Genomic DNA, 26,704 nt, shown 5'->3' with positions numbered 1-26,704 from the left:
GTATGAAGCTAAGGCAGTTATCTAATAAATTTACAACACATGCGTTTTTTGCATAAAATATTTTTTTAAAGGATAAAATAAAAAAATACGATTTCAATCATCAAATAATTTTACAAAATTTATTTTTGCTAATGTGTTGATATATAGATTGTAAATTAACTTTTCTAATATTAATTCTGAATTATAGTAAATAAATGAAATTCATACAGATTTCGTTAAATTTTCTTATAATTTCCTTATTTTTTTGTATTATCAGCATGTTATATTTGCTTTTAAACGTTTTTATGACAATAAATGTCGGTTTTGCATCATTTTTAGTATCAAATTATTGTTAAAGTATTTACCTTTACAATAAACAAAATTAATTGCAAATACCACAAAATTTATTAATTTGAAAAATCAAGCCAAATCCCCCCTTCTAAAAGTTATCTTGATATCGTTTTGCGCTATAGCACTGCTATCATCCGGTGTTCTCTATTATTCGATCGGCATGGAAAATGAATCAGAAACTGAGCCCGTTTCAAAATCAAAAAAGATCAAGCGAGTTTTAACAGAAAATGAGCGTGAAAAAAATATGATTTTGCAAGAACTTAAAGATCTGAAAAAGACCTATGATGAGATTATTTTAGAAAATAAAACAATGTCCTTCGAGTTAATTCAGGAAAGAGATAAGGTAATTAAATTGATGACTGATTTAGTTGCGTCTAAAGGAGATCAGATTGCTATTGATAAATATAGAGACCAAGTCAAGTCATTACAGGAAAAATTGGCGATGGTGACAGTTGAAAACGTGGAGCTAAAAGAGCAGAACGTTTCAATAAAAAGACAAAATGCAAACATAAAAGAACAGCGAGATATTACAGAAGTAGTTTTAAATGAGTCTCAAAAAAAGAATGAAGGCTTAAAACGTGATCTGCAGAATACAGTTGAAAAATTTTCTAAATTAGAAGTTTCGGGCACCTCGATTGTTACATATAGGCTGAAAAGTTCGGGAGATTTAATAGTAACTGATAAGGCGAATAAAGTAGGAGGAATAAATATTAGTTTTGTGATTGCTAAAAACGAAATTGCAAAACCAATTGATAAAACTTATTATATTCAAGTTATGAATAGTGAAAATTTAATTCTGGGTGACGACGATATGAGAACGCATCAGTATAAAAGTTTAACTTATAGTATGGCTTCTAATGTGAGATATGAAAATAAAATGGTTAGGGTGTCGGAAAATATAATGGGTAAGAATTTTGCAAAAGGGACTTATTACGTTAATATTTATGACGGAGAAAACTTGGTTGATGAAAGCAGTTTTGTATTAAAATAATTTGAATTTGTTTCTTTTTTAGGATTTCGAATAAAAGAGTAAGTATATAAAAAAAGTGCTAAGATATTTTGTCTTAGCACTTTTTTTATGGTTTAATAATTTCCTCTTTTTTTGAATCTTGGATCATCTCTTTTTATGAATTCCGTTTTGCGTCTGGGAGGATATTCAGATTTTGGCAGACTCGCTTCCTCTGTTTTGCTGGAAGGCTCTATTAATTGATTGAGCTCTTTTATTTCAGCATCGGTCAGATCGCGGTAACGGCCCACAGGAACATCCAGTGAAATATTAATAATCCGGATACGTTTTAAGGCGGTAACTTCGTAGCCCAAATATTCACACATTCTGCGGATTTGACGATTAAGTCCCTGTGTCAAAATGATTTTGAAGATATTTTTACTAATCTGCTCTACTTTGCATTTGCGGGTAACAGTGTCCAAAATAGGAACTCCATTTGCCATTCGCTCAATAAAACGATCAGTTATTGGTCTGTTTACAGTTACCGTATATTCTTTTTCGTGATTGTTTCGGGCACGTAAAATCTTGTTTACAATATCACCGTCATTAGTCATAAAAATTAAACCTTCACTGGCTTTGTCCAAACGGCCAATAGGAAAAATACGTTTTGGATAATTAATATAATCTACAATATTATCGCGGACTTCCAGATTGGTAGTGCATTCTATTCCTACGGGTTTGTAAAATGCAAGATAGACTGGTTTTTCATTTTTTTCACGAATTAGTTTTCCGTCTATACGCACTTCGTCATCTGGTGATACTTTGGTTCCCAATTCTGGCACTGCTCCATTGATGGTTACTCGGCCTTCTTCGATAATTTTATCGGCTTCTCGTCGAGAGCAGTAACCTGTTTCTCCTATAAATTTATTGAGGCGTTTTAGATTTTCTTCCATACTGCAAAAGTAGTCAAAATTTAGACTTCTTGAATTTTTTGGATTCTTAGATTTTTAGATTGCTCTTTTTAGATAGTTATGCAGTCCGCTAATTTTATTAAAAAGACATGATGTTAGAGTTTGATATCTTAATCTTTTAAGCCAAAAAGCGAACAGTCTGGTACTTTGAGAAACTATTTTTCAAATAAAAATTGATATATTTCTTTGTATAATGTCTCGTCATGCATGGAATGACCAAGATTGTTAGTCGTTATAAAACGGCCTTTCTCCCAATTTGCAGCAATTTTTTTGCCTTCTTCAAATGCAACTACGGTGTCGTTGGTGTCGTGGGCTATAATGCCTTCTATTTTTATTTGTTGGGCTAAGGCTGCACCTGAGAAATAGTCTAATTCGATATTGAAATTTTTTAAATAATGTTTTTCTAAATGGGTAAACATTTTAGGATTTAAACTCAGCATTTGGATATAATTGTCAAGCAGCGTTTTTAAATCTGAAGGTGCGCCAAGAAGAACCATTTTTTGGATGTTTGTGTCCGGATATAAATATTGATGATAGAGACAGGCGGAACCGCCTATAGAATGTCCAATAATAATATTGGGTTCAAATTTTTTTACCGCTCTGTTGATGAATTCGGCATAGCGCGGAACATTGAATTCTTTGCCGCTAGTTTGTCCGTGAGCGGGAGCGTCGATGGCAATAATAGTACTTCCGGATTTTTGAAGATATGGTAACGCTTTTTCCCAGCGTGCCGAATTACTTTCCCAGCCGTGAACCAAAAGAATTTTGGTGTCATTTCCCTTCCAGGTATAGGTGTGAAATTTATGTTCATCGTGCTCGAATATTTCTTTATGCGTGTCTTGCAGTACAGCAGGGAGGTTTTCTTTTGAAAGTTTCCCGACTCTAGGATTACTGAAAAGAGTGTATGAGAGCTGCAATGCTTTTTTTGGATGCAACAAATGGAGAAGGTTTATATATTGACCAACGGATTTGACAACTATAAATCGGATGCTTTTTTTTAAATTCAAAATAATATGTGATAAAAAAAGTCCCGATTAAATCGGGACTTAGTATTTTTAGAACTTAGCAAACAATTGCTGCATTTTTTCTCTTTCTTCTTCAGCCAGTACGCTGTCAACTAAAATTCTTCCAGAGTGCTCATCGATTAAGATTTTCTTTCTGGCAGCAATTTCTACTTGTGTTTGTGGCGGAATTGTAAAGAATGATCCTGCAGAAGCTCCTCTTTCGATAGAAACAACAGCTAACCCGTTACGGACACTGCTTCTGATTCTTTTGTAAGCTACTAATAAACGTTCTTCGATTAATGCTTCATACTCTGCTGATTTCTCGCTTAAGAAGATTTCTTCTTTTTGAGTTTCGGCCATGATAGCATCCAATTCGGATTTTTTATGTTTTAAATGAGATGATTTGGAATCTAATTTCTCTTTTGAAGAATTAATTACTTCTTTTTTGTGTTCAATAGAAGCTTTCATTTCTTTAATCTGCTTTTCAGCCAATTGAATTTCTAATTCCTGAAATTCAACTTCTTTAGTCAACGAATTGAATTCTCTATTGTTACGAACGCTTTCTTGCTGCTTGGTGTATTTTTTAACGGCTTCTTTGTGCTCGTCAATAGCATTGATTTTTTGTTTGATAAGGTTCTCGATTACCTCAAGTTCTCCTTTTAATTTTTCTGAACGAGTGCTTAAACCTGCAACTTCATCTTCCAAATCTTCAACTTCTAAAGGCAGTTCACCTCTCACGTTTCTGATTTCGTCAATTCTAGAGTCAATTAGCTGTAAATCGTAAATTGCTCTTAACTTGTCCTCAACACTTAATTCTTTCGTATTCGCCATATTCTATAAGTACTTAACTGGATTTGTATTTTCTTCCGATAAAATGATTGCAAAATTAAGAATTTTTTTTCTAAGATAATCAACAATATACTCTTTTGTATAACGTTCGCTTTCAAAATGTCCAATATCCGCTAATAAAAGCTGATTTTCGGCCTCATAATATTGATGATATTTTAAATCGGAAGTCAAAAAAACATCAGCTCCAGCCTGAATTGCGTTAGTTATTGCAAAGCTTCCTGAACCGCCTAAAACTGCTACCTTTTTTATTTTTTTTCCTGTAAATGCTGAATGACGGATTCCATCTGATTTCATTTTGTCTTTTGCGTAGAGCAAAAAGTCTTTTTCGTCCATTTCCTCCTCTAATTCGCCAATCATTCCTAAGCCAATATGATTAAAAGTGTTTTTCATATTGTAAATTTCGGTGGCCACTTCTTCGTAAATATGATTTTCTCGAAGAGCTTTTATGATGCCAGCTTCTAGATGTTTGGCGTAAACGACTTCGATTTTGGTTTCCGTTCCTCTAGACATTATGCCTCTTTCTCCAATAGTCGGTTCACTTTTTTCATTTCCTTGATAAGTAAAAGTTCCTTCGGAGTTGAAACTGCATTTGTCATAATTCCCTATGCTTCCTGCTCCTGCATCAAACAATGCATTACGAACTTTTTCGGCATTGTCGCGAATAGTATAAGTAACTAATTTGCGAATGTGATTTTGTTTTGGGATTAAAATTTTGGTATTGATAAGTCCCAAAGTGTCACAAAATATTTTGTTTACACCCTCTGGATGGTTGTCCAGTGCGGTGTGAACGGCATATATCGCAATATCATTTTTTATAGCTTTGAGCAGCGCTCGCTCTACATAATTTTTACCGGTTATTTTTTTTATTGAAGCAAATAGAATAGGATGGAAACAAACAACCAAATTGCATTTTTTTGCAATAGCTTCATCAATAACATTTTCTAAAGCATCGTGACAAACTAAAATGCCTGTTGCTACAGCGTTTTCATCTCCAATTATCAAACCTACATTGTCAAAATCTTCGGCATAAGCCAATGGAGCCATTTCTTCAAGAACAGAAAGAATTTCTTTTATCGTACTCATTTTTAATCTTTTTCTGGGTATTTGTTATCTGTATTTTACAAACTAATAACGCAAATTATTTGAAATTAATTTGAAAAACTACAAGATAGTCTGTTTTTAATAATTTCCGTCCAAAGATAAAATATTATAGTTTCGTAAAAAGAATTTAATGCGAAAAATTACGATTTCACTAGCCAATTTTTGCAGTATTTTTAAGAGTGTTTAATTGTGTTAATTTTTTGTATGGATTAATAATAGAATCTTCTTAAGTCCTAAATCGGAAGAGGGGAAGAATCGGCAGATAAAAAAAATATAAAATCCTTAAAATTTTTGAATTAATACAGTTTAGCTTTTAATTCTTTATATTCTGCAGTCATTTCCAATGCATTATAAACACTCAAAAGATTTTGTGAAACATAGGAGTCATTAGGATCTATTTCAATTGCTTTTTGGAGATAAGGGATTGTGCTTTTATATTTATCATCTCTTTTTAATTTTAAAGCATCATATTTCTTCATTTCTACAGGAGATGTTCCTAATTTATCCATGTCTGCATTTATAGCAGTTGCTTCCTCCAGTTTTAAAACCGAAAGATTTATATATGCGTTGATATAATTGGGATTAAGTGTTATTGCCTTCAAATAAAAATTTTCGGCATCAGAAGTGTTTTTTGCTTTAGCACTAAGAACTCCCAAATTATAAGCTAAATCAACATCAGTTGGGTTTTTTTTCACAATGGGATCTATCACTTTTTTATAAGATTGATAGTCTTTGGTCTCTAAAAATAAATCAGCTTCGGCTAATGCTAAGAAAATGTCTTCTGGATTTTTTATTCTCGCATCCGAAATTACTTTTTTGGCTTTTTCTCGATCTCCATTTTGGAAATAAAGCAAGGCCATATTTTTATAGATTTCTCCTCTTTTGGATGCTCTTTTTTCAGTTCGGGGTTTTTCATGAGTTCCGGCTTGAAGAGATAAATCGCGGTCATTTTCTGTTAAAAAATTTTCTTCTGTTTTGGTTTTTTTATTTGTTGCAAAATAATTGGTGCCAATTCCAGAAAAGTTAATGGTTTTGAGCGTTTCATAATGTTTAAGTGCGGCAGCGTAATCTTTTCCATTTACAAATGCAATAGCTGAGTTGTATAAATTGATCGTGTCTTTCGGGTCTATTAAATAGGCTTCATAACGTTCATTTGCGCTGTCAATGTATTTTTTCTCTTTAGAGTCATTGACAGCAATTGTCACCAATTTATCTTTAATGCTTTTAAAAGAGCTCTGAATCTGTCCTGTGTATCTTCTTTTGCCAGATTCTGATTCAATTTTAATGGTTTCTCGGAATGATTTTCCCGCTAAGACTAAATTTTTGCTTGCGTCAGTTTTTTTATCGGCTAACCCTAGAAATGCAGATCCCTGAACAAAATAATATTGAGCTTTTTCTTCATCTTTAGAATTGTAGACTTGATATTCAATGCTTTTTAGAATATAGATTGCATTTTGCAGATTGCCGCTGCTCATCTCTTTTTCAGCTTCTTTTATTTTTTCTTTTTGTGCTTCAATGGTTCCGGTAAATAATAATAAGATTAAAACAATAAAGTAGTTTTTTTTCATAATTAAAGAATTGAAGGTTAAACGAATTTGTAATTTGGGTTGTGTTTAATAGTGTCAATTTGTGTTATTTTTTTATTTAAAATTGTCTGAATAACGTGGTTTTTTAACAAAAATAGAATTAAAAATGAACTGCTTATGCGATTTTGGAAGGTATTTTAAGGTCTCTAATTAGATTTCATAAAATGGTAAAAAACAGTATGTTAATTTATTGTTATCACAATTGTGGCTGTTCTTTTTTTGTAAAATAGTAATCTGATAAAACCATCTTACTTTTACTATTATCATAAAATGTTTTACTTTCGTAAAATGAATATACTTCGAAAAATATTTTTCCCGTTTGCTGTTTTGTATGGCTTTATTACTGGAATTCGAAATTTTCTTTTTGATAGGGGAATTTTAAAATCATATTCTTTTGATTTGCCTGTTATTGCAGTGGGTAATCTTAGCGTAGGAGGAACAGGAAAAACACCGCAAATTGAATATTTAATTCGGTTGCTGGGCAATCAATATAAGCTGGCGACCTTGAGCAGAGGTTATAAAAGACAATCGAAAGGTTTTGTTTTGGCCACTGAGAATTCGGACGCCCTAGAATTGGGAGATGAACCGTATCAGTTTTATCAAAAATTCACCAATATTCAGGTTGCAGTAGATGCAGACAGGAAAAATGGTATCGAGAAATTGCTTTCTGCAGCATCTAAACCCGATATTATTTTATTGGATGATGCTTTTCAGCATCGGAAAGTAAAGGCTGGTCTATATATAATGCTTACTTCATATGGGGATTTGTACTGTAATGATTTTATACTGCCTGCTGGAAATTTAAGAGAAAGCAGAAGCGGAGTGAAGAGAGCCAATATTGTTATTGTTACAAAATGTCCTCCAGATTTATCTTTGGAAGCTCAAAATGCTATTAAAAGTAAATTGAACCTTTCTCTAAATCAGAGTTTGTTTTTTACTTTTATTGAGTATGACGAAATAGTTTATTCGGATAAAAAAACAATAAAAGCTGATGAAGTTAAAGTAATGGAAAAGTTACTTTTGGCTGGTATCGCTAAACCTGAGTCATTTTTTGCTTATTTAAAACATGGAAATGATGAATGTATGACTTTTCCGGATCATCATCATTTTAGCGAAAGCGAATTGCAGGAAATTAAAGAAAAAGCAATGGGAAAAATTATCGTGACAACTGAGAAAGATTATGTTCGGTTAAAGGGAAGTATTTTAAGTGGCCAGCTCTATTATTTGCCTATAAAAAGTTCATTTCTTTCCGACTCAGATAGTTTTGACAAAAATATTTTAAATTATGTGGGACAAAGTACAAGAAACGGTTAGTTACATTAAAGAGAAATTTAATTTCAGTCCTGAATATGGTATAATTTTAGGATCAGGCTTGGGTGGATTTACAGAGGAAATCGTAATTGAATATGTATTACCTTATGATGAAATTCCTAATTTTCCTGTTTCCACGGTTCAAGGGCATAAGGGAGCATTGGTTTTTGGTACCATTGGAACCAAAAACGTAGTGGCGATGCAAGGCCGCTTTCATTATTATGAAGGCTATTCTATGAAAGAAGTTACTTTTCCGGTTAGGGTAATGAAATATTTGGGTGTTGAAAAATTAATTGTTTCCAATGCCTCTGGAGGGGTGAATTCAACTTACAAGGTTGGTTCCATCGTTATTATTAAGGATCATATCAATTTCATGCCTGAACATCCACTAAGAGGAAAAAATGATGAACGTTTTGGACCAAGGTTTGTAAATATGAGCCTGCCTTATTCGGTTGAGATGATGGCTAAAGCAAAAGCGATAGCAAAAGAATTCAATATAGAAATTCATGACGGAATTTATTTAGGCCTGCAAGGACCAACTTTTGAAACATTGGCTGAATACAGAATGGTCAAAAATTTAGGAGCAGATTGCGTTGGAATGTCTACGGTTCCTGAAGTTATTGTAGCTCGTCACATGGATTTGGAAACCTTCGGAGTTTCAATTATTACAGATATGGGGGATGAGGAAAGCATACTTAGTATTTCGCATGATGAAGTTTTAGAAGCTGCAAAAGGAGCGGAGCCTCATTTGCGAAAACTTGTAAAAGAGCTGATAACTAGAGATTAAGAATTGCTGAAGTTTTCTGCAATTGTAGTATAAAAATCTTCGGGAATAAAAGGTTTTGTGATTACATCTGTCATACCAAAAGAAATTAACATTTCTCTGTTTTCATTTAACGAAATAGCGGTCAGCGCAATAATAGGAGTTGTGGTGTCAAACTGCCTGATTTCTTGTGTAGCAATAGTACCGTTTATGCCTAGTAGATGGACATCCATTAAAACTAAATCGTAGGTGTTGTTTTTTAAAACTTGTATAGCTTCCTCACCATTGTCTAAAATGGTGCATTCCATATCTTTTCTTGAAAGCATTTTTTTGGTAATCATTTGATTGATTTTGTTGTCCTCAACCAATAAAACCTTTTTGTTTTTGAATATTTCCGGATTGTATTTTTTAATTTTAGATTTGATTTGAACTGGTTTTGTGTCTGTTTTAAAATTCAATTCAAATGAAAAAGTTGAGCCTTCGCCAACAGTACTTTTCACCCGTATGCGACCGCCTAATATTCTAACTAATTTTTTAACGATAGTCAATCCTAATCCAGTGCCTCCAAATTTTCTGTTGATTTCGACAGAACCTTGTGAAAAACTTTCGAATACTGTTTTTAATTTGTCTTCCGGAATTCCAATGCCTGTATCAATAATTTGAAAATAGATAGCGGCATTTTCGTTTGTATAGCTTCTTAAACGGGCAATAACACTAACAGTACCGTTATTTGTGAACTTTAAAGCATTGTTGATTAAGTTCATGAAAATTTGAGATAATTTTGTTGGATCTCCAATTAAATTTTCAGGAATAGCAGAATCTATTTTAAGGTGAAATTTGTTTTTGTTTACTGTAGCAATTTCTTTAAGTGAGTTTTGAATATCAGTTAATAGCTGTTTGAGGTTAAAACTAATGTATTCAATCTCTAATTTATTTGACTCGATTTTGTTTATTTCTAAAATGTCATTTATAAAATTAGTTAAATAATTACCAGAAAACTGCAATGATGTTAGATAATGCATTTGGGTCTTTTTCGGATTTTCTTCAAGTAATAAATGAGTTATTCCGTTGATGGCGTTTAGCGGTGTTCGAAGCTCATGGCTTACTGTTGATAAAAATTCGGATCTTGCTTTTGAAGCTTCTTCAGCTTTGTTTTTGGCGACAATTAATTCGTTATTTTTTTCTTTTAGTAATGAATTCGTTTGATTGCGTATAATGTTATTTTTGTACAATGACAAACTCAATAAAGAGAGGATCGAAATTATAGCAATAGCCAATATGCTGATGAGTCTGGAAAATTTATCGTTTTTTTCCTGTTCCTTTTTTTCTTTTTCTTTCTGTAATTTTTCTTGAATTTGCTGAGAGCCTTTGAAAGCTTCATAATCATTAACACCTAACTTTTCATCATTTGCCAGCGTAATGCTTTCTTTTAAATTTAAATGTTTTTTTAAATACGTATAAGCGGCCGTTTTGTTTAATAGTTTATCATAAACGGTACTTAAAGCCAATAAAATATTTGATTCTTGATTAAGATCTTTACTTTTTTTATTTAGTTCTAATGCTTTATTGAAATAATTTAAAGCTAAGTTGTAACGTCTATTTTCGGCTTCAATAATTCCGATTTGATATAATGCTTCTGCTTTTGTATTTGGCAGGACTTTGTTTTCGGGTTTAGCAGCAATAGAATTAAATATGTCTGATGCTAAAAAAATATTGCCTTTTTTTCTTAAGAGTATTCCTTTTTGCAGATTAATTAAATCTGTATCAGTTTTAATATTTAAATTTTTTTTAATTTCTTCAGCTTTAAGAATAGAGTTTATGGCTAGGTCATATTTCTTTTTTTCTATATAAACTAAACCAATATAATAATAAGCATTAGCTGCTTTATCATTTGGTTTTTTAGAAATAATGTTGAATGTGGCAATACTTTTGCTAAAAACTTCGAGGGCATCGTTGTAGAGTTTTAAATCAAAATATATTTTGCCTAAATTGAAAGTCTGATTCGCTTCGGCTTCAGTTTTATTGTTTTTTTTACAATAATTGATTGCTTTTTGAGTGTAAAAGAGAGTTTCTTTATAATTATTTTTTTTTTCATTCTCCGTTGCCAATCTTGTATAATAAGCAACACTGTCTATTGCCACTCTTTTTTGGGGATAGAGAAGTGTATAAAAGAAAAAAAATAATAAAAAGTATTTCATGCGTTGCTATTTATGGATATGTATTATCGCAGTATAGTAACTTGTAGGTGATTACTTATGTTTTATTTTGCTAATTTTATTTTTTATTAGAGTTTAATAATGAAATTAAATCAATGATTCGGGAAGAATAACCAATTTCATTATCATACCATCCAACTACTTTTACCATTTTGTCGATTACCGAAGTAAGCTGTGAATCAAATATACATGAATTTTTGTTACCAAGAACATCTACTGACACAATTGGATCTTCGGTGTACTCTAAAATCCCTTTTAAATTGGTTTTCGATGCAGATTTAAATGCATCATTTATCTCCTGTATAGTTACATTTTGTTTTACATTAAATGTAATATCTGTTAGAGAACCATCAGGGACAGGGACACGAATACCGCATCCTCCTACTTTACCATCCAAGGATGTGAAAATTTTGGTTAAAGCTTTTGCAGCACCCGTTGTTGTCGGCACAATCGATTGGCTTGCTCCTCTTGCTCTTCGCAAATCCTTGTGAGGCTGGTCGTGCAGACTTTGGTCAGTAGTAAAGGAATGAATTGTTGTAATGTAAGCTTGTTCGATACCGCAAAGTTCCTCTATGACTTTAATCATAGGAGCTGCATTGTTGGTAGTACAGCTTGCGTTGGATATGATGGTTTCGGTCCCGTCAAGAATGGATTCATTAACCCCCAATACAACCGTTTTTATACTGTCAACCTCAGATGGAGCGGACAAGATTACTCTTTTGGCTCCAGCCAAAATATGAGCATTTATTTCATCAAAAGTTTTATATTTTCCAGTTGATTCTATAACAAAGTCAATGTCGATGCTTTTCCAATCTAGGTTTGAAATATTTTTTTCGTGAAAAAATAAAAAATGCTTTCCATCAACTAGTATTCCTTTTTCGTCACTGCTGGCTGTAAATGGTAAAACACCATGAATACTATCGTATTTTACCAAATGAGCCATGGTCTTTTTATCGGCAATGTCATTGATAGCAACTACTTCAATTGTGGGATGGTTTAAAAGAAGGCGGAATAAATTTCTTCCAATTCTTCCAAAACCATTAATAGCGATTCTTGTTTTCAAGTTTAAATTGTTTAACCGTTTAATCGTTTAATCGCTCGAACAATTAAACGATTCATCGATTAAACGTTCAGCCGAATAAACGATTTATAATATATGTTTTTGTGCTTTGTAAGAAGATCGAACTAATGCACCGCTTTCCACATGGCGGAAACCTAGTTCTAATCCGAATTTTTCGTATACCTTGAATTGATCTGGTGTGATGAATTCTTTCACAGGAAGGTGTTTTTTGCTAGGCTGTAAATATTGTCCAATAGTAACAATGTCCACATTGGCAGCTTTTAAATCCCTCATAGTTTGAAAAACTTCTTCTTCTTGCTCGCCAAGCCCCAGCATAATTCCCGACTTGGTTCTATTAATGCCTTTTTCTTTCAGATATCTCAAAACTTCTAGGCTTCGGTCGTATTTGGCTTGAATACGTACCTCACGAGTCAATCTGCGTACGGTTTCTACATTGTGAGAAACTACTTCTGGATTTGCTTCCACGATACGATCGATGTTTCTTTCGATACCTTGAAAATCTGGAATTAATGTTTCAAGAGTTGTGTTTGGATTCATTCTGCGGATTGCTTTTACAGTTTCAATCCATATAATCGAGCCGCCATCTTTCAAATCGTCTCTGTCAACACTTGTAATTACAGCGTGCTTTATATTCATTATTTTGATAGAACGGGCTACTTTTTCAGGTTCATCCCAATCTACAGTTTCAGGTCTCCCGGTTTTTACACCGCAAAATCCGCAGGAGCGAGTGCAGACATTTCCCAGAATCATAAATGTTGCGGTTCCTTCTCCCCAGCATTCTCCCATATTTGGACAGCTTCCCGAAGTGCAGATAGTATTCAAACTATATCTGTCAACTAAACCGCGAAGTTCTGTATATTTTTGACCTATTGGAAGTTTAACTTTTAACCATTTTGGCTTTCCAACGGGTAATGTATTATCTAAAACAGTTTCCATATTTCATTATTCAGACTGCAAAGATAAGGAATGTAGTTTTAGAATTAGAGTTCCATATTTGTGAATTTTGACAAAACTTGTTGTGCTGTCGGGTCTGTTTTGTGATTTTTGTTTTCAAAAAACAGATGTGAAAGATAAATAGGATTAAGATTTTTGTAATATTAAATTTAAATTTTTAAATAGTTCGGGATTATGTTGTTTTCAAAGTTGTAGTATATTTGCTTACTCAATTAAACATGAAAAAAAATGAATACTAAAATATTACTTTCAGGAGCAATAATTGTTTTGTTTGGAATAACTAAGGCTCAGGCTCAAATTAATTTTGGTGAAAAAGCATTAGGTGCTGTTCAAAAAGGAATGACAGGATTTACTTTTAGCGATGCCGATGCTGCAGCTTTATCTAAACCAGCTGTTGATAAAATGGATGCCGAAAATAAAGTAGCACCTGCTACAGATCCTTATGCGATTCGTTTGGCCAGAGTTTTTGGAAAATATACAAAAGGTGAATTTTATACATTGAATTATAAAGTATATTTAACTAAAGATGTAAATGCTTTTGCTACTGCAGACGGAAGTGTACGAGTGTTTTCCGGCTTGATGGATGTGATGGATGATAATGAGTTAATTGCTGTGATAGGCCACGAAATTGGGCATGTTCATAATCATGATTCTAGAGATGCTATGAAAGCTTTGTACCAAAAAGAAGCTTTGATTGATGCCGCCTCTTCTCAATCGGTTAAGATTTCTGCGATTACAGACAGTCAGCTGGCCAAAATTGGAAGTGCAATGATTGATAGTAAATATAGCCGTAAACAAGAATCGGAGGCCGATTTGTTTGCTTACGATTTTATGAAAAAAAATGGTTATGATGTAAATGCAGAGGAATCTGCCTTTAGAATATTAGCAAAAATGAGTGAAGGGACTCAGAGTTCTTTTATTGATCAGATGATGAGTTCACATCCAGATTCTAAATTAAGAGCAGATAATGCCAAAGCAAGGGCTGAAAAGGATGGATTATATAAGCCGTATGTGCAAAAGCCAATTGTAAATACTCTCCCTGTGGTGAAGAAAACTACAGCCAAGAAAACAACTAAAAAAACCACTGCTAAAAAGAAAAAATAAGTTTCAATTTGGTATTTATATAAAAAAGAAAGCTACATATTATTTATATGCAGCTTTCTTTTTTGAGTTATAGTTTAGTTTGTCTGAATTGTAATTGGCAGATTATAAGAAGTTCTAACTGCTTTGCCGTCAAGAATTCCTGGGCTCCATTTTGTTTTTAATGATTTTAAAACACGAATGGCTTCGGCTCCTAATCCATAACCAGGATCTTTAAGAACTCTGATGTCGGTCATGCTTCCATCTTTCTCAATAACAAAAGATACACTTACGCGAATTGCCATTTCACTGTCAAGTTCTGGTCGTTCAAAATTATTGCCTACATAAGTATAAAACTTGTTGATTCCCCCAGGGAATTCAGGTTTTTTATCTAACACAGCACTATTCATAATTGCATTGGTAGGTACGCTAGTGGGTTCGACTGCCGTACCTGTACCTGTTGAAGTTCCTGTGCCTACACCTGTTCCGCCTGGAGTTCCAGTACTGTTATCCGTGGTATTTTTGAGTTCAATATTTGTAGCAATAGGTTCAGTTGTTGCTTCTGTAGAATGAGTAATTACGGGATTTGTTAGCTGTTGGGCGGTATTAATGGTTTGTTCAATTGGTTCTGTAACTGCAGGCATTGCAGCTTCTTCTGGCCTTGTCTCGTTAGGTATAATAGGGTCGTAAGGTGAGACTTCTATAACATCTGATTCAGGAATGACAGTTGTGATAATCTGTGCCGGATTTAGATAGCTATAAACTTTCGGGACGCATAGGGCAGCTGTCAATAGAGATACTCCCATAAAGAGTGCAAAAATGGTTGTTTTAGTGTTTTCCTGACGTAAATGATACGCGCCGTATTCTTTGTTTCTGTTTTCGAATACGATGTCAGTCCAGCTTGTTTCGTAGAGGTTTAATTTAGACATAATTTATGGATTTAATGGTTAAAGTAGAGATTAAATCATAAGCTAAAGCGGGTTTTTGTTTCTAACGCAAATAACAGGAATTTTAGTATGTGTGAATGTGATTATTTTTAATAAAGTTGTTAAATAGGTATCAGTGTAAGTAAATATAGTAATATTTATTGAATATAACTATTGTTTTTTAACAAATTAATTCTGTTAATGTAAATTAATCTGAAGCCTTATAATGGAAGGGAGTAATATGTTTTTGGTATAAATATTCAGTAAAATATTTTGGTAAAACTACCTTCTGTTCTGAATAATTTCTGAAAGTAATTTTTTGGCACGAAGCAGTTTGATTTTTACATTGCTCAAAGGTTCGTCAATTTTGTTCGCAATTTCCTGATAACTCATTTCCTGAAAATAACGCAGTTGAATTACTTCTTGATAATGAGGTTTCAGTTCTTTGATAAACCGCAGCAGCTGTGAAAGATTCTGCTCGGTAATTAATACATCTTCTGCCGATGGAGTAGTATCGGCAACATTATAGGCAGTTTGGTCTTCTTCGTCGGTAATTTCAATAAAAAGGCTCGATTTTTTTTTGCGGATTAAATCGATATGAACATTTTTTGCAATAGAAATTAACCAAGTGTTAAATTGAAACTCTGGGTTGTAGGTTGCTATTTTGTCAAATGCTTTAGAGAAAGTTTCAATGGTAATATCTTCGGCTGTGGTCTCGTTTTCGGTTCGTTTCAGCATAAAACCGTAGACTTCATTCCAGTAGTAATCCAATAGAAAAGTAAAGGCAACTTGATTTCCTTTCTTAGCTTTTTCTATTTGTTTGCTTATTTCCAATGTGCAGGTTTTGAAAAAATATTGGTTATAAAAACATTAATCTGAGTGAATATAAGTATAATTTCGATAATAGGATACCAGTACATTACATCTTTTTCTTTTAATTTTCCGGAAGCAAATCCAATTACAATCCAAGTTACCAAATATCTAAAGCCGATAAGGCTTAATACTAATATCCATTGAAATTGAAAAACCAATAATGCAATTGGTAACAGCAGGAATAATAATTGTGAGCTAAAGAACAGTCCAAGCTGTATTTTGTCAAATGCTTTGTAAAATTTAGCAGTGGCAACGTGTCTTCTTTTTTGAATAAACCAATCTCTGTAGCTGGTTTTTGGTGCTGAATATGTAAAGCTCTCAGGTGAAAAACTAATGGTTGTATTGTCTGAATTTGCAGCTTGGTTGATGAATAAATCATCGTCTCCAGAACGAATCTGTATGTGATCGATAAAGCCGTTTACATTGAAAAACTCCTCTTTTTTGTAAGCTAAATTACGGCCCACGCCCATATATGGCTTGCCTGTTTTTGCCCATGAAAAATACTGAAGAGCCGTAAGTAAAGTTTCAAAACGGATTATTTTATTTAGAAAAGAATTGTTTATTTTTTCATAACCGCCGTAACCCAAAACAATGGTTTCTTCTTTGGTAAATTGAGCGCTCATTGCAGTTATCCAGTCTTTGGAAGCTGGGTAGCAGTCTGCATCTGTAAAGAGAAGGTATTCTTTTTTAGCAGCTTTGATTCCTAATGTTAAAGCATATTTTTTATTTCCCCAAAAAGCTTCGTTGTTTTTTACTTTAACTAATTTAATGTTAGGATATGTTTTTTCAAATTCTTCAAAAATATCCAAAGTAGTATCGCTCGAAGCATCGTCAATCAAGACAATTTCGAAATCGGGATAATTTTGCTCGGCCAATAAAGGAATGTATTTAGCGACATTTTCTTCCTCGTTTTTGGCACATACAATTACCGAAATTGGAATATTTGTGGGTTTAATTTCCTGTGCTCTGGCAAAAGAAAACTTTGCAAAAACAATGAGATAATAAAAAAGTTGAATAACAACAATAGCAATAAAAAAGTATAAAATAATGTTTAGCATCTTTTATTTTTTGGCTTTTAAAACGATTACAAATGTAATTAGCAATTGTCAATTATCAATGTAAAATGAGTAATTACTTTCTTAATTTGGACATTTCTTTTGCTACAGCCTTAGATTGAGGTTTTTCTGTTTTTTCCAATTCCGAAATAATATTCGAATAATTTTTATCATCTCTATTTTGTGACATTTTATTTTTGGCTTGTATCTCTTCAATTTTAATTTCAAATGCCACAATGCCTCGGGTCTGCATCATTGTTTTCTTTGATAATTCCGAAACACGGACTGGACATTTGGAGTTTTGCTCGTATTTGTCTACTAATTTCGTTAAAGAGTCGATTACGGCATCTCCTTCTATGATTTTGATTTTTCCGTAAATATGTACCGCCGAATAATTCCAAGTAGGAACATTTTCATGATCGTACCAAGACGAAGATATATAAGCGTGAGCCCCAGTAAATACTGCTAAAACTTGATCGTTTGATTCAAAAGCAGTCCATTGCGGATTTTCTTTTGAAATATGACCGTGCAGAATTTCTTCACCATCTTTGTTATAATCCAGTTCTAAAGGGATATGCGTGGCAAATAATTTCCCATTGGTTTGATTGATGAGAAGTCCAAAAGCATTCTCCTTTAGAAATTTTATGATGGAGTCTTTGTCTTCGTTTTTGAATATATCCAGGTTGTACATTTTCTGCTATTTTAAATTCCTGATTTAGGATTTCTGTTATCTGAATTCTAAAATCTGTAATCTAGATTATATTCACTTCTGCTTCAATATGAATGCCAAATGTGTTGAAAACAGTGTCCTGAACAGTTTTGGAAACATCCAAAATTTCCTGACCAGTTGCGCCTCCATAGTTTACCAAAACCAATGCCTGATTTTTATGAACTCCGGCATCGCCAAAACGTTTTCCTTTCAATCCAGCCTGTTCAATCAGCCAGCCTGCTGGAACTTTAACTTCGGTTTCTGAAATGTCGAAGAATCTCATTTCTGGAAATTTTTGGTGTATTGGTTCAAAATCGGATTTTAAAAGTATCGGGTTTTTGAAAAAACTACCGCTGTTTCCTAATTCGGCAGGGTCAGGTAATTTGCTTTTGCGAATGGCAATCACGGCATTACTCACGTCTTTTAGACCGGGAGCTGTGATGTTATTCTTTGCTAATTCGGCAAGAATATCACCATAAGAAGTATTTATTTTATGGTTCTGTTTCGTTAGTTTAAAAACGACAGAAGTTATGATGTATTGGTCTTTTACTTCGTTTTTAAAAACACTTTCTCTGTATCCGAAATTACATTCTTCTTTGTTGAAAGTTTTCATTGCCTGAGTTTCGATATGTATCGCTTCACAGGAAACAAAAGTGTCTTTAATTTCAGTGCCGTAAGCACCAATATTTTGTACGGGAGTTGTCCCAACATTTCCCGGAATAAGTGACATGTTTTCGAGTCCGCCAAAATTTTGTTCAATGTTCCAAAGCACAAATTGATGCCAGTTTTCACCAGCCTGCCCTTCGATCCAAACGAAATCAGAATCTTCCTTTATTATTTTTTTTCCTTTTAAATCAATATGGATTACAAGCGCTTCGATATTTTTTGTCAAAAGCATATTGCTTCCGCCGCCAAGGATGAATTTCTTTTTGTTTTTATTTTGTTCCAAAATGTTTTTCAATTCGGCAACGCTGTGAACGGCAACAAATTGTTCGGCTTTGGCTTCAATGCCAAATGTATTGTAGTTTTTTAAAGAAAAATTATTTAAAATCTCCATTAAGAATTGGATTTAAGAGTGTTTTGCTTTTGTAATTATTCGGTGTATAAAGCTCTTTCGATAAAATTATTGAAAGGTTTTAAGGCTAGCATTTTTTCGACCATTGTCGGAACAAAATCTTTTTGTGTAACCAATTTGGTATCGAATGACTGCGTTGCCGTAAAGCTTTTTAGTTTCAAATATTCAACCGCTGGATCTTCTTTGTCGTAGCCTTTTGGCGGATTTTTTAAGGTCGAATTCTCGTCTCTGTTTAAACTTTGGTAAACGGACTGGAATTTTTTATCGTTTATGATTTCGACCAGATCATCATAGAAAAAATGGATTTCTTTTCTGATTTTTTGCAGCTGATCCGGCTGAGGGCAATACATCCCTCCGCCAACAAAACATTTTCCGTTTTCTATATGAAGGTAATAACCAGAAGCTTCGGTGTGTTTAGAGCCTGCAGAAATCCAGATTCCCAAATTTGTTTTGTAAGGAGATTTGTCTTTGGAAAAACGAACGTCGCGGTTTATTCTGAAAACGCAGTTTTTGACTTCCAGCATTTCCAGTGAAGAATCCAGAGGTTTCAAGGCATCAAGTAAAGAACCAACCAGTTGATGGTAGTCTTTTTTTACTGCTTCGTACCGTTTTTTATTTTCGAGAAACCAATCACGGTTGTTGTTGGCTTTTAAATCTTCGAGGAATTGTAGGGTGTCTTTTGAGAGCATGGGCCGGATTATTGTAATTGGGTTTTTAAATCTTCTTCACTCACGAATCCCGATTGCTGCCATTTTATAGCTTTGTTTTCGTATAATAGCAGAGTAGGAAGTTCGCTGATTTTTAGTTCCTGCATAATGGTTTTGTTTTCATCTGCATTCAGGCGGATGATGGTTACTTTATCGGCCATCTCTTTCTGCATTTTTAGGATGTAAGGTTCCATTTTTTTGCAGGGAGCACACCAAGGTGCATAAAAGTTTACTACTATTTTTTTGTCGGATTTTAATAATTCGGCGTATTCCTGACTGCAGATACCTATGATTTTGGTGTCTGGTTTTGCCAGTCCTGCAGCTTCCCATTTAAGCATTCCGCCATCAAGATTGTAAACAGAGGTAAAGCCTAATTCGGCTAGTTTTGCAGATGCTTTGGCACTTCTCCCGCCGCTTTTACAGTACACAAACACAGGTTTTGTTTTGTCGTATTTGTCAGTTTTTAAAACAAAACTGCTGCTTAGAAAGTCAACATTATCGGAGTTTTCGATATGTCCAGTTGCATATTCATCAGGTGTGCGAACGTCTAGAATTTGGGCGTTTGGAGTAGCTTTTATTTTTTCGGAATACGAAGCAACATCAATGGTTTTGACATTTGTGGATGTTTGTCCGTTGCAGGAGAAAATTATAAAGGATATGATGAATAAATAAAGCTGTTTGATTTTCATTGGAAACGTATATTTTATATTGGTGTAAATTTAAGCAATTTTTGTTTTTTTGAATCTTTAAGAAATCTTAAATCACAAATTGAAAATCGTATAACTCTGCATCGTCGATTTTACAATCGTTTCCGTGCGTTCAGGGTGGGTGTCAGATATAAAAAGCTGTCCAAAAGTGTCATTATTGACCATTTCGATGATTTTGGAAACACGGGTTTCATCCAGTTTGTCGAAGATGTCATCAAAAAGCAGAATGGGTTTTACACCGCTTTGTTTTTTTAGGAATTCGAACTGCGCAAGTTTCAAGGCTATCAAAAATGATTTCTGCTGGCCTTGGGAACCAAATTTCTTGATAGGATGACTGTCAATTTCAAAAGAGAGATCATCTTTATGAATTCCCACGCTGGTGTACTGCAGGATGCGGTCTTTGTTGATGCTTTGTTGTAAAAGTGTCAATAAATCATTTTCGAATAAATGGCTTTCATAAATGATTTGAACCGATTCTTCCGAACCTGTTATATTGTGATGATGAAAGTTAAAAATAGGAATAAACTCGGCGATGAATGCTTTTCTTTTTTCGAAGATGGACTGGCCAAATTCGGTTAACTGTTCATTATATATAGATAAGGTATCGTTGTCATAAGTATGGTTCAGGGCAAAGTACTTTAATAAAGCGTTGCGCTGGCTCATCACTTTTTGATATTGAATGAGCTGCTGCAGATAATGCGGATCCAGCTGCGAAATCACGCTGTCCATGAATTTTCTGCGGGTTTCGCTTCCTTCGATGATTAAATCTCTGTCGGCTGGCGAGATAATGACTAACGGAATAAATCCAATATGGTCCGAGAATTTATCATAGGCTTTTCCGTTTCGTTTGAGGACTTTTTTCTGTCCTTTTTTGAGACTGCAGACAATTTGTTCGGTTCTTTCATTTTTATCGAATTCGGCATCAATCACGAAAAATTCTTCTCCATGTTTGATGTTTTGAACGGCAAGCGGATTGAAATAACTTTTTCCATACGACAAATGATAAATGGCATCCAAAACATTGGTTTTTCCGATGCCGTTTTTGCCCACAAAACAATTGATTTTGCTGTCAAATTCGAAATTGGCTTCGGAAAAGTTTTTGTAATTGAATAACGATATTTTCTTTAAATACATCTGAATGTCTTGCTGGAATTGTTGTCTTCGAAGTCCTTTTTTGGACAGTTTCTAAGAGGGTGCAAATTATTGAAAAATATCGAGATAAAGGAACTGAATTTGCGGTTTTGAGTTTTCATCAGCTTTTTGAAGCCAGGTGGTTTGTCCGTATAAAAAAAAATGTGGAATTGCCAGAGAAGCAAATTCCACAAAAAATGGTGTAATCGTATTGAAATTTAATTACAAAACTCTTCCTATCGGATATAATAGATACCTTTCGTCATAAAATTTTGTTTTACTGTAAAACCAGCTGAGTATGGCAGATGGATTGTTGGCAAATGCCGCATCATTTGCTTTCTTTTCTTCAAATTCTTTCTGTAATGCAGGCGAATCATCCAGCATTTTCTTTGCCATTGGTTCCATTATATAAGCCTCAATATATTCAGTCCGCTGGAAAATATTAAGAAAAAATCCCCAGCTGAAATAAGAATCCTTTGATGCTGTTTCAAGCAGCAACATGGCAAGGTCGCCTAGTGGCTGATCGGTTGAAACATATACTGAACCAGCTGGAAACAGCTGTTTACGGACTTCCGTCTTTGTGGCTGCATCAACTTGCATATGTCCTTCAAAAGGTTTTACAGCTTGATTCTCATCCTGAAATTTATAATCAGTAATGCGGTACATTTCGACGGTTATTTCTTTGGCATCCGTTAGTGCTGTCATCGTAATGCCGTGCAGTTTCAGCCTTGTAATTATTTCCCCGCAGGAAGCAGGTATCCAATATCCTTTTGGCCTGCTGATAAAATCAATCGGCTCTGTTGATTTATAATCAGCAATGTGCATGGTTACTGGTCTGCCCAGCCATTCGACATAATCAGAATTGGTTACAGCAGATTTCTGTATTTTAGAATCAATCGCTAAAAAAGTTATGCTGTCAGCAGGTTTTGCAGCGTTTTCTGAATTTTGTAAAGTGGATAACGCTTCAAATGTTGTACGCTGTTTCATCTGCGGTATCTTCCAGGCCATAGGAACTTTTGCCGGCCTTATGTCTTTATCCTTTTTTGTAATTTCATGTAATGAATTGCCTTCATTGGCCAATAATTTTAAAGTGCTTTCCAATAAAACATAGGTGCCTAATACTCGCTGTTTAAAAGGTTTTAATGAGTGATTTTCCACTAAAACTGAAGCAAGATGACGGGCATCGCCATAGCTGTCAGAAAATCGCGGAGCACCTGTTGTTACTACATTACCCTGCGAAAACTCTTTGTCGTTAAAAGCATTGGTCAACGCCCCGGGAATATGTCCATTGGCAGAAAGGTCTTTATCTGTAAAGGGTTTATAAGTTTCGCTCAGCCATTTTTCGATAGCAGGAGAATATCCAATCTGTCCAATACCGCCAAACGTGATATCGTATTGGTAATCGGCACCATCAGTGACATGAATATCCATATACATTTCAGGATCATAATCGTTGATTACTTTTATAACAGCTCTTATTTCCTTTGTATCGAGTTTTGCATAGTCTCTGTTTAAGTTTAAATTTTGTGCATTAGTGCGCCAGCCCATGTTCTCAGGGCCACGCTGATTGGGTCTGTTATATGCTGAAGAACGTTCATGTGCATCGACACTCAAAATAGGAATGAACAAAAAATTCACCTTATCAAGCAGTGACTTTTTATTGCCGAAAGCAATGTCTCGCAGCAACATCATGCCTGCATCTTTTCCGTCAATTTCGCCGGAATGAATGCCTGCCTGTACCAGCAATAAAGGTTTTGCCGAACTCTTTAATGAAGCTGCAGTTATATTTTTATCGGAAGAAGCAATAATCATATTAATATCTCTGCCTTCATCGCTTTTGCCAATAGAAATCATTTTAAGTAATGGCGAGGCAGCATCAAGTTTTTGTAACCAGATCATGGTTTCCTGATAGGACGGCGTAGTTCTAAAGTTTGCTTTTTCGGTTGGTGTAATCCAGGGATTATTTGGTTTGGCAATAAGTGATTCACTTTTTCCATGCCATTCTATTTCTGGTGGCAGTATCGATTGAGCGTTTGCTATTGCTGATCCCAGCAAAAAAAGATATAGTAAAAACGGGCAGTTATTCTTTTTTGTCATAACTAATAATTAAAATTTTTGATCATTGAATACTTTGTCAGTTTGAGCTTTTGGGTTACTCATTTGGTATCAAAAATTTTCATTTTTATAGCTTATGATAGCATTGGCAATTGCTGCTGCAATAGTATTCTGTCCGTCTTCGGATTCTAATATGCTCACATCAATTTTGTTAGAAATAAAACCTATCTCGATTAGGACTCCGGGCATTGTAGTAGCATCTAATACCCACAGAGGCTCTTGTTTAATACCTCGGGATTTTATAGACATAGTGTTCGAAAAATTATTCTGGATTTTAGTGGCAAGATCAATACTGCTCGTTAAATTGCTTTCCTGTACAATCTGCAGTCCTATTAATGTCCCTGGATTGTTTGGGTCAAAACCTTTATAGGTTTTCTCATAATTATCTTCTAAAAAGATTACGGAGTTTTCAGCTTTGGAAACTTCCAGATTCATATTTGCTCTAGACATACCCATTACATAAGTCTCGCTGCCGTTTCCTGTTGGGCTTCTGTTTGCATTACAGTGAATGGATACAAATAAATTTGAATTAGCACGATTGGCAATTTTTGCTCTTTCTCTCAGCTCAATAAATTCATCGGTTTTTCGAGTATAGATCAGTTCAATACCGGCATTTTGTTCTAATAGTTTACCTACTTTTAAGGTAACTGCCAGAGTCAAATCCTTTTCTTTATTATCAAAATACTTTGCGCCGGTATCTTTACCGCCATGCCCTGCATCCAAAGTCACTTTGAAATTACCGGATTGTCCATAAGTATTGGCAATAAACAGCATTGTTAAAAATGCAAATGCTATTTTTGTTTTCTTTGATATATTCATTTAATAGTTCATTTAAAAAATTACAAATCTGCTGGGCGCAAATTATTGAAAAATATCGATATAATTAAGAAGCAGATTTCTCTTTTTGACTTTTTTACTATGATTTTAACGTAAATGTAAATTTGGTTTATGCAGATTTTGTAGATTTTATTTATTTTCAATACGCATACCGAAATGCTTTGTAATAAAACATTTTGTTTTTTCGATTTCTGTTGCGTTTAATTCAAGATGTGAAAAAATATACTTTTTATTATTTTGAAGATTTAAGTTAATAGTGTTTTTCAATATTTCTAAACTTTCAATATGTTCAATTTCAAAACTATTTGTTTCTTTTCCGTTTTCTAAATACAGCTTGCCATTTTCATTTTTAATTAATACTGATGGAATAAAAATTAAACCTTTAAAAATAAAAATCAGACCTGATATAAAATAAAGGACAGCTAATATTTTTTCATTTTCAGTCGCAAAGAAAAATAGTATTGCAAAACAACAGAAAATTGAACCGAAAATGAATGGTATAATATTGATATAATTATCATTGCTGTTTTTTATTCTGATTTCGTTTTCAGGTTTGTTTTTTGAATATCTAATAGATTCAAAAATGTCAATAATATATAAAAGTGGAAAAAAGAGTAGTGAATATTCACTGAAATGCGGAATGAATTTATCCATGTCTATAAATATTGACAACATAATTATAAGTAAAAATATAGTTGTCAGTAGTAGAGTAGATTTATCTTTCTTTTGAAATTTCATTTTTATATAGTTTTCAAACTGATTTGCTAAGTTCTAATGTTACTGGAGGCTAAGGACTAAATTAACCCCAGTCTTCTGATTTGCAAAATCTTCCCAAATGCAAACCATTTTTTTATTAAACCTTTTGCTTAAAACCATTTTAGTACCAGTTAGCGGGCGTGTTTTGCGTTATTCGAAAGTCAATGTTATCAACTTTTCTTTTTTATCCCTGAATTTTAGAACAAAACAATATGTTATTATATTCTTTAATTTAGCATTCGACACATTATACTTTTTTTAAGTATCGTTTTATCATAAGTTGATAACATATATACCAAAATATTAAAAAAATAATTATCTGAATTAGTATAACTGCCAAATAATATTTACCTGCTATCATTATTCCAAAACTAAAAATAATAACTGGAAATGTAAGTAATTGTATCACTAAAATAAAATCATTATAGTATGGTGGGTATGAACATAGAACAGCTAACGTTCCAATTCCAACATATATTGAAGAAATAATTAATGAATTGTTCCAAGCTCTTTTTTTTGCATTTTCCATTTTTTATTTATTTAATGGTGTAACCGTTGGTCCATTACTACTTATGGTATATTCGCTAACGTCCTGTTCATACAGTAAGTTTAATTAAGCCCTATCTTCGGATTTGCAAAACCGCTACAAATACAAAACTATTTTTTTAATTGAGCCAAATTGCTCAAAACCGTTGTAGTAACTACTCTACGTAGTTTTATCACACATTAATATATTCAAATATATATAATTTTAGTTAGCATCACTGATTAATTCAGCCTTTCGCCCCAAGCACCTGCAGTAAAACTTGTTTCTCTGCTTCAAGCAGTTCTATTTTTCTTTCCAAGGCTTGTATTTTATCGGCGGCAGTTTGGTCTGTTGGAGCATCAGTAGAATAATTTTTTGGCAGCTTAACTGCGATGTCCATCAAAAAATTATGCTCCAAACCTTCTGATAGCTTTAATAAGGTATTCACAGAAATGTTTTCAGACTTGAGGTACTTTAAAAGAGACTGATAGCCAATCCCAGTTTTTCTTGCCAGTCCGCTTTTGAAAATACGTTCGCGATCGCAGTATGCCGAGAGTAGTTCTCCTGTTTTTATTGTTATCATAATTTAAATAGTTTAATGTTTTGATAAAAATACAATAAAATTTTTATGTAATCTGCGTAAATTATTATTATAATAATAGTATCACTATATTGTTAGTAGAGAGATGCTGTATTTTTGATATAGCGATGCTATAGTTATGATCTAATGACGCTATATTTTAAGTAGAGCGTCGCTATATTAAAAATTTAGCATTATTAAATAATTAGTAGAGCGACGCTGTATTTTAAATATATCTTTGTTCTATTAATAGTATAGCATGAATATGCTATTTGCATAGCACAGCTATACTTAAAAGCAGGAATCTGATAGATGTCCTTAATTTAATGATGATGTGATTGAAGATTTCTGATTAACGAGTTTTGATTGTAGATGTAGGAGTTCTCGAAAAAAAACATCTTTTTTATTGGTCTCAGATTCGGGTTTAAAACCCTGCAATTTATTGCAGTACTTTAGTAATGCGAAAAAATCTTTACCTTTAGATTATGAGCACAGATTTAAGAAAAGGTTCGCAT

24 protein-coding genes are annotated in these 26,704 nt (G+C 33.5%); 4 read left to right on the top strand and 20 right to left on the bottom strand.

All coding sequences use genetic code 11. The features are described from left to right. Window positions 1-391: 391 nt before the first annotated feature. A complete protein-coding gene (locus C8P67_RS20665; protein WP_147298270.1) occupies window positions 392-1,321 on the top strand; it encodes a hypothetical protein in 930 nt (309 codons plus the stop codon). 92 nt (window positions 1,322-1,413) lie between these two features. Here C8P67_RS20665 and rluF read toward each other — a convergent pair whose 3' ends face one another. From rluF to C8P67_RS20640, 5 genes are all read right to left on the bottom strand, one after another. Beyond that, entirely contained in the window at window positions 1,414-2,229 is an 816-nt protein-coding gene (rluF, locus tag C8P67_RS20660; protein WP_115815097.1) for a 23S rRNA pseudouridine(2604) synthase RluF, read from the bottom strand. Between the two features lie 173 nt (window positions 2,230-2,402). Further along, window positions 2,403-3,254 carry an alpha/beta fold hydrolase gene (locus tag C8P67_RS20655; RefSeq protein WP_115815096.1) on the bottom strand — a complete coding sequence of 284 codons (852 nt, stop codon included), beginning with the start codon at window positions 3,252-3,254 and terminating at the stop codon, window positions 2,403-2,405. Between the two features lie 48 nt (window positions 3,255-3,302). After that, entirely contained in the window at window positions 3,303-4,082 is a 780-nt protein-coding gene (locus C8P67_RS20650) for a zinc ribbon domain-containing protein (protein WP_115815095.1), read from the bottom strand. 3 nt (window positions 4,083-4,085) lie between these two features. Further along, window positions 4,086-5,183 (bottom strand): Nif3-like dinuclear metal center hexameric protein, encoded by a 1,098-nt coding sequence (locus tag C8P67_RS20645; protein WP_115815094.1) that lies wholly within the window; start codon window positions 5,181-5,183, stop codon window positions 4,086-4,088. 314 nt (window positions 5,184-5,497) lie between these two features. Continuing rightward, on the bottom strand, window positions 5,498-6,769 hold the full coding sequence (locus C8P67_RS20640; RefSeq protein ID WP_115815093.1) for a tetratricopeptide repeat protein: 1,272 nt from the start codon (window positions 6,767-6,769) through the stop codon (window positions 5,498-5,500). A gap of 306 nt (window positions 6,770-7,075) precedes the next feature. On the opposite strand from C8P67_RS20640, the gene lpxK reads away from it, so the two are divergent. Together lpxK and C8P67_RS20630 are read left to right on the top strand one after the other, a co-directional pair. Beyond that, complete coding sequence (lpxK, locus tag C8P67_RS20635; protein ID WP_115815092.1) at window positions 7,076-8,101, top strand: tetraacyldisaccharide 4'-kinase; 1,026 nt, start codon at window positions 7,076-7,078, stop codon at window positions 8,099-8,101. Next, entirely contained in the window at window positions 8,073-8,885 is an 813-nt protein-coding gene (locus tag C8P67_RS20630) for a purine-nucleoside phosphorylase (RefSeq protein ID WP_115815091.1), read from the top strand. Before lpxK ends, C8P67_RS20630 begins: the two co-directional genes overlap by 29 nt. Here C8P67_RS20630 and C8P67_RS20625 read toward each other — a convergent pair. The 3 genes from C8P67_RS20625 to lipA all read right to left on the bottom strand — a co-directional run bounded on the left by C8P67_RS20625 (window position 8,882) and on the right by lipA (window position 13,094). Continuing rightward, window positions 8,882-11,059, bottom strand: coding sequence for a tetratricopeptide repeat-containing hybrid sensor histidine kinase/response regulator (locus tag C8P67_RS20625; RefSeq protein WP_115815090.1), 2,178 nt, complete (start codon window positions 11,057-11,059; stop codon window positions 8,882-8,884). The two genes, C8P67_RS20630 and C8P67_RS20625, sit on opposite strands and share 4 nt — an antisense overlap. 76 nt (window positions 11,060-11,135) lie before the next feature. Further along, window positions 11,136-12,140, bottom strand: a complete 1,005-nt coding sequence (gap, locus tag C8P67_RS20620) for a type I glyceraldehyde-3-phosphate dehydrogenase (RefSeq protein WP_115815089.1) — start codon at window positions 12,138-12,140, stop codon at window positions 11,136-11,138. An 84-nt stretch (window positions 12,141-12,224) separates the two neighbouring features. Further along, window positions 12,225-13,094 carry a lipoyl synthase gene (gene lipA, locus C8P67_RS20615; protein WP_115815088.1) on the bottom strand — a complete coding sequence of 290 codons (870 nt, stop codon included), beginning with the start codon at window positions 13,092-13,094 and terminating at the stop codon, window positions 12,225-12,227. Window positions 13,095-13,340: 246 nt separating this feature from the next. On the opposite strand from lipA, the gene C8P67_RS20610 reads away from it, so the two are divergent. Then, entirely contained in the window at window positions 13,341-14,216 is an 876-nt protein-coding gene (locus tag C8P67_RS20610) for a M48 family metalloprotease (RefSeq protein WP_115815087.1), read from the top strand. Between the two features lie 74 nt (window positions 14,217-14,290). Here the strand turns inward: C8P67_RS20610 and C8P67_RS20605 are convergent, their stop codons facing one another. From C8P67_RS20605 to C8P67_RS20540, 12 genes are all read right to left on the bottom strand, one after another. Beyond that, entirely contained in the window at window positions 14,291-15,121 is an 831-nt protein-coding gene (locus C8P67_RS20605) for an energy transducer TonB (protein WP_115815086.1), read from the bottom strand. Window positions 15,122-15,400: 279 nt separating this feature from the next. Next, window positions 15,401-15,952, bottom strand: coding sequence for an RNA polymerase sigma factor (locus C8P67_RS20600; protein ID WP_115815085.1), 552 nt, complete (start codon window positions 15,950-15,952; stop codon window positions 15,401-15,403). After that, the gene (locus tag C8P67_RS20595; RefSeq protein WP_115815084.1) at window positions 15,943-17,049 is read right to left on the bottom strand and encodes a glycosyltransferase; all 1,107 of its coding nucleotides are present in this window, start codon (window positions 17,047-17,049) and stop codon (window positions 15,943-15,945) included. The genes C8P67_RS20600 and C8P67_RS20595 overlap by 10 nt, the downstream gene beginning before the upstream one ends. 73 nt (window positions 17,050-17,122) lie before the next feature. Then, the gene (locus tag C8P67_RS20590) at window positions 17,123-17,737 is read right to left on the bottom strand and encodes an FMN-binding negative transcriptional regulator (protein WP_115815083.1); all 615 of its coding nucleotides are present in this window, start codon (window positions 17,735-17,737) and stop codon (window positions 17,123-17,125) included. Between the two features lie 61 nt (window positions 17,738-17,798). Further along, a complete protein-coding gene (gene murB, locus C8P67_RS20585) occupies window positions 17,799-18,812 on the bottom strand; it encodes a UDP-N-acetylmuramate dehydrogenase (protein ID WP_115815082.1) in 1,014 nt (337 codons plus the stop codon). A gap of 35 nt (window positions 18,813-18,847) precedes the next feature. Further along, a complete protein-coding gene (locus tag C8P67_RS20580; RefSeq protein WP_115815081.1) occupies window positions 18,848-19,519 on the bottom strand; it encodes a DUF2461 domain-containing protein in 672 nt (223 codons plus the stop codon). Between the two features lie 8 nt (window positions 19,520-19,527). Continuing rightward, on the bottom strand, window positions 19,528-20,226 hold the full coding sequence (locus C8P67_RS20575; protein WP_115815080.1) for a thioredoxin domain-containing protein: 699 nt from the start codon (window positions 20,224-20,226) through the stop codon (window positions 19,528-19,530). Between the two features lie 72 nt (window positions 20,227-20,298). After that, window positions 20,299-21,378, bottom strand: coding sequence for a DNA replication/repair protein RecF (gene recF / locus C8P67_RS20570; RefSeq protein ID WP_115815079.1), 1,080 nt, complete (start codon window positions 21,376-21,378; stop codon window positions 20,299-20,301). Window positions 21,379-21,597: 219 nt separating this feature from the next. Then, the gene (locus C8P67_RS20565) at window positions 21,598-23,472 is read right to left on the bottom strand and encodes a M14 family metallopeptidase (RefSeq protein ID WP_115815078.1); all 1,875 of its coding nucleotides are present in this window, start codon (window positions 23,470-23,472) and stop codon (window positions 21,598-21,600) included. Between the two features lie 69 nt (window positions 23,473-23,541). Further along, entirely contained in the window at window positions 23,542-24,309 is a 768-nt protein-coding gene (locus tag C8P67_RS20560) for an N-acetylmuramoyl-L-alanine amidase family protein (protein WP_245980553.1), read from the bottom strand. Window positions 24,310-24,456: 147 nt separating this feature from the next. Continuing rightward, the gene (locus tag C8P67_RS20555) at window positions 24,457-25,065 is read right to left on the bottom strand and encodes a hypothetical protein (protein WP_147298269.1); all 609 of its coding nucleotides are present in this window, start codon (window positions 25,063-25,065) and stop codon (window positions 24,457-24,459) included. Window positions 25,066-25,856: 791 nt separating this feature from the next. Beyond that, window positions 25,857-26,192, bottom strand: coding sequence for a hypothetical protein (locus tag C8P67_RS20540; protein ID WP_115815074.1), 336 nt, complete (start codon window positions 26,190-26,192; stop codon window positions 25,857-25,859). Window positions 26,193-26,704: the final 512 nt, after the last annotated feature.

Source organism: Flavobacterium aquicola (assembly GCF_003385115.1).
Taxonomy (GTDB): Bacteria; Bacteroidota; Bacteroidia; order Flavobacteriales; family Flavobacteriaceae; genus Flavobacterium; species Flavobacterium aquicola.
This window is presented reverse-complemented; position numbering and strand designations above follow the sequence as displayed.

Excerpts from the sequence above, each read along its gene's own strand:
- C8P67_RS20640 (WP_115815093.1), bottom strand. The coding sequence starts at position 6,769 with ATGAAAAAAAACTACTTTATTGTTTTAATCTTATTATTATTTACCGGA.
- murB (WP_115815082.1), bottom strand. The coding sequence starts at position 18,812 with ATGGAGATTTTAAATAATTTTTCTTTAAAAAACTACAATACATTTGGC.
- lipA (WP_115815088.1), bottom strand. The coding sequence starts at position 13,094 with ATGGAAACTGTTTTAGATAATACATTACCCGTTGGAAAGCCAAAATGG.
- lpxK (WP_115815092.1), top strand. The coding sequence starts at position 7,076 with ATGAATATACTTCGAAAAATATTTTTCCCGTTTGCTGTTTTGTATGGC.
- C8P67_RS20610 (WP_115815087.1), top strand. The coding sequence starts at position 13,341 with ATGAATACTAAAATATTACTTTCAGGAGCAATAATTGTTTTGTTTGGA.
- C8P67_RS20645 (WP_115815094.1), bottom strand. The coding sequence starts at position 5,183 with ATGAGTACGATAAAAGAAATTCTTTCTGTTCTTGAAGAAATGGCTCCA.
- C8P67_RS20555 (WP_147298269.1), bottom strand. The coding sequence starts at position 25,065 with ATGAAATTTCAAAAGAAAGATAAATCTACTCTACTACTGACAACTATA.
- C8P67_RS20575 (WP_115815080.1), bottom strand. The coding sequence starts at position 20,226 with ATGAAAATCAAACAGCTTTATTTATTCATCATATCCTTTATAATTTTC.
- rluF (WP_115815097.1), bottom strand. The coding sequence starts at position 2,229 with ATGGAAGAAAATCTAAAACGCCTCAATAAATTTATAGGAGAAACAGGT.
- C8P67_RS20540 (WP_115815074.1), bottom strand. The coding sequence starts at position 26,192 with ATGATAACAATAAAAACAGGAGAACTACTCTCGGCATACTGCGATCGC.
- C8P67_RS20605 (WP_115815086.1), bottom strand. The coding sequence starts at position 15,121 with ATGTCTAAATTAAACCTCTACGAAACAAGCTGGACTGACATCGTATTC.
- C8P67_RS20650 (WP_115815095.1), bottom strand. The coding sequence starts at position 4,082 with ATGGCGAATACGAAAGAATTAAGTGTTGAGGACAAGTTAAGAGCAATT.
- C8P67_RS20580 (WP_115815081.1), bottom strand. The coding sequence starts at position 19,519 with ATGCTCTCAAAAGACACCCTACAATTCCTCGAAGATTTAAAAGCCAAC.
- C8P67_RS20630 (WP_115815091.1), top strand. The coding sequence starts at position 8,073 with ATGTGGGACAAAGTACAAGAAACGGTTAGTTACATTAAAGAGAAATTT.
- recF (WP_115815079.1), bottom strand. The coding sequence starts at position 21,378 with ATGTATTTAAAGAAAATATCGTTATTCAATTACAAAAACTTTTCCGAA.
- C8P67_RS20590 (WP_115815083.1), bottom strand. The coding sequence starts at position 17,737 with ATGTACAACCTGGATATATTCAAAAACGAAGACAAAGACTCCATCATA.
- C8P67_RS20625 (WP_115815090.1), bottom strand. The coding sequence starts at position 11,059 with ATGAAATACTTTTTATTATTTTTTTTCTTTTATACACTTCTCTATCCC.
- C8P67_RS20595 (WP_115815084.1), bottom strand. The coding sequence starts at position 17,049 with ATGCTAAACATTATTTTATACTTTTTTATTGCTATTGTTGTTATTCAA.
- C8P67_RS20565 (WP_115815078.1), bottom strand. The coding sequence starts at position 23,472 with ATGACAAAAAAGAATAACTGCCCGTTTTTACTATATCTTTTTTTGCTG.
- C8P67_RS20560 (WP_245980553.1), bottom strand. The coding sequence starts at position 24,309 with ATGAATATATCAAAGAAAACAAAAATAGCATTTGCATTTTTAACAATG.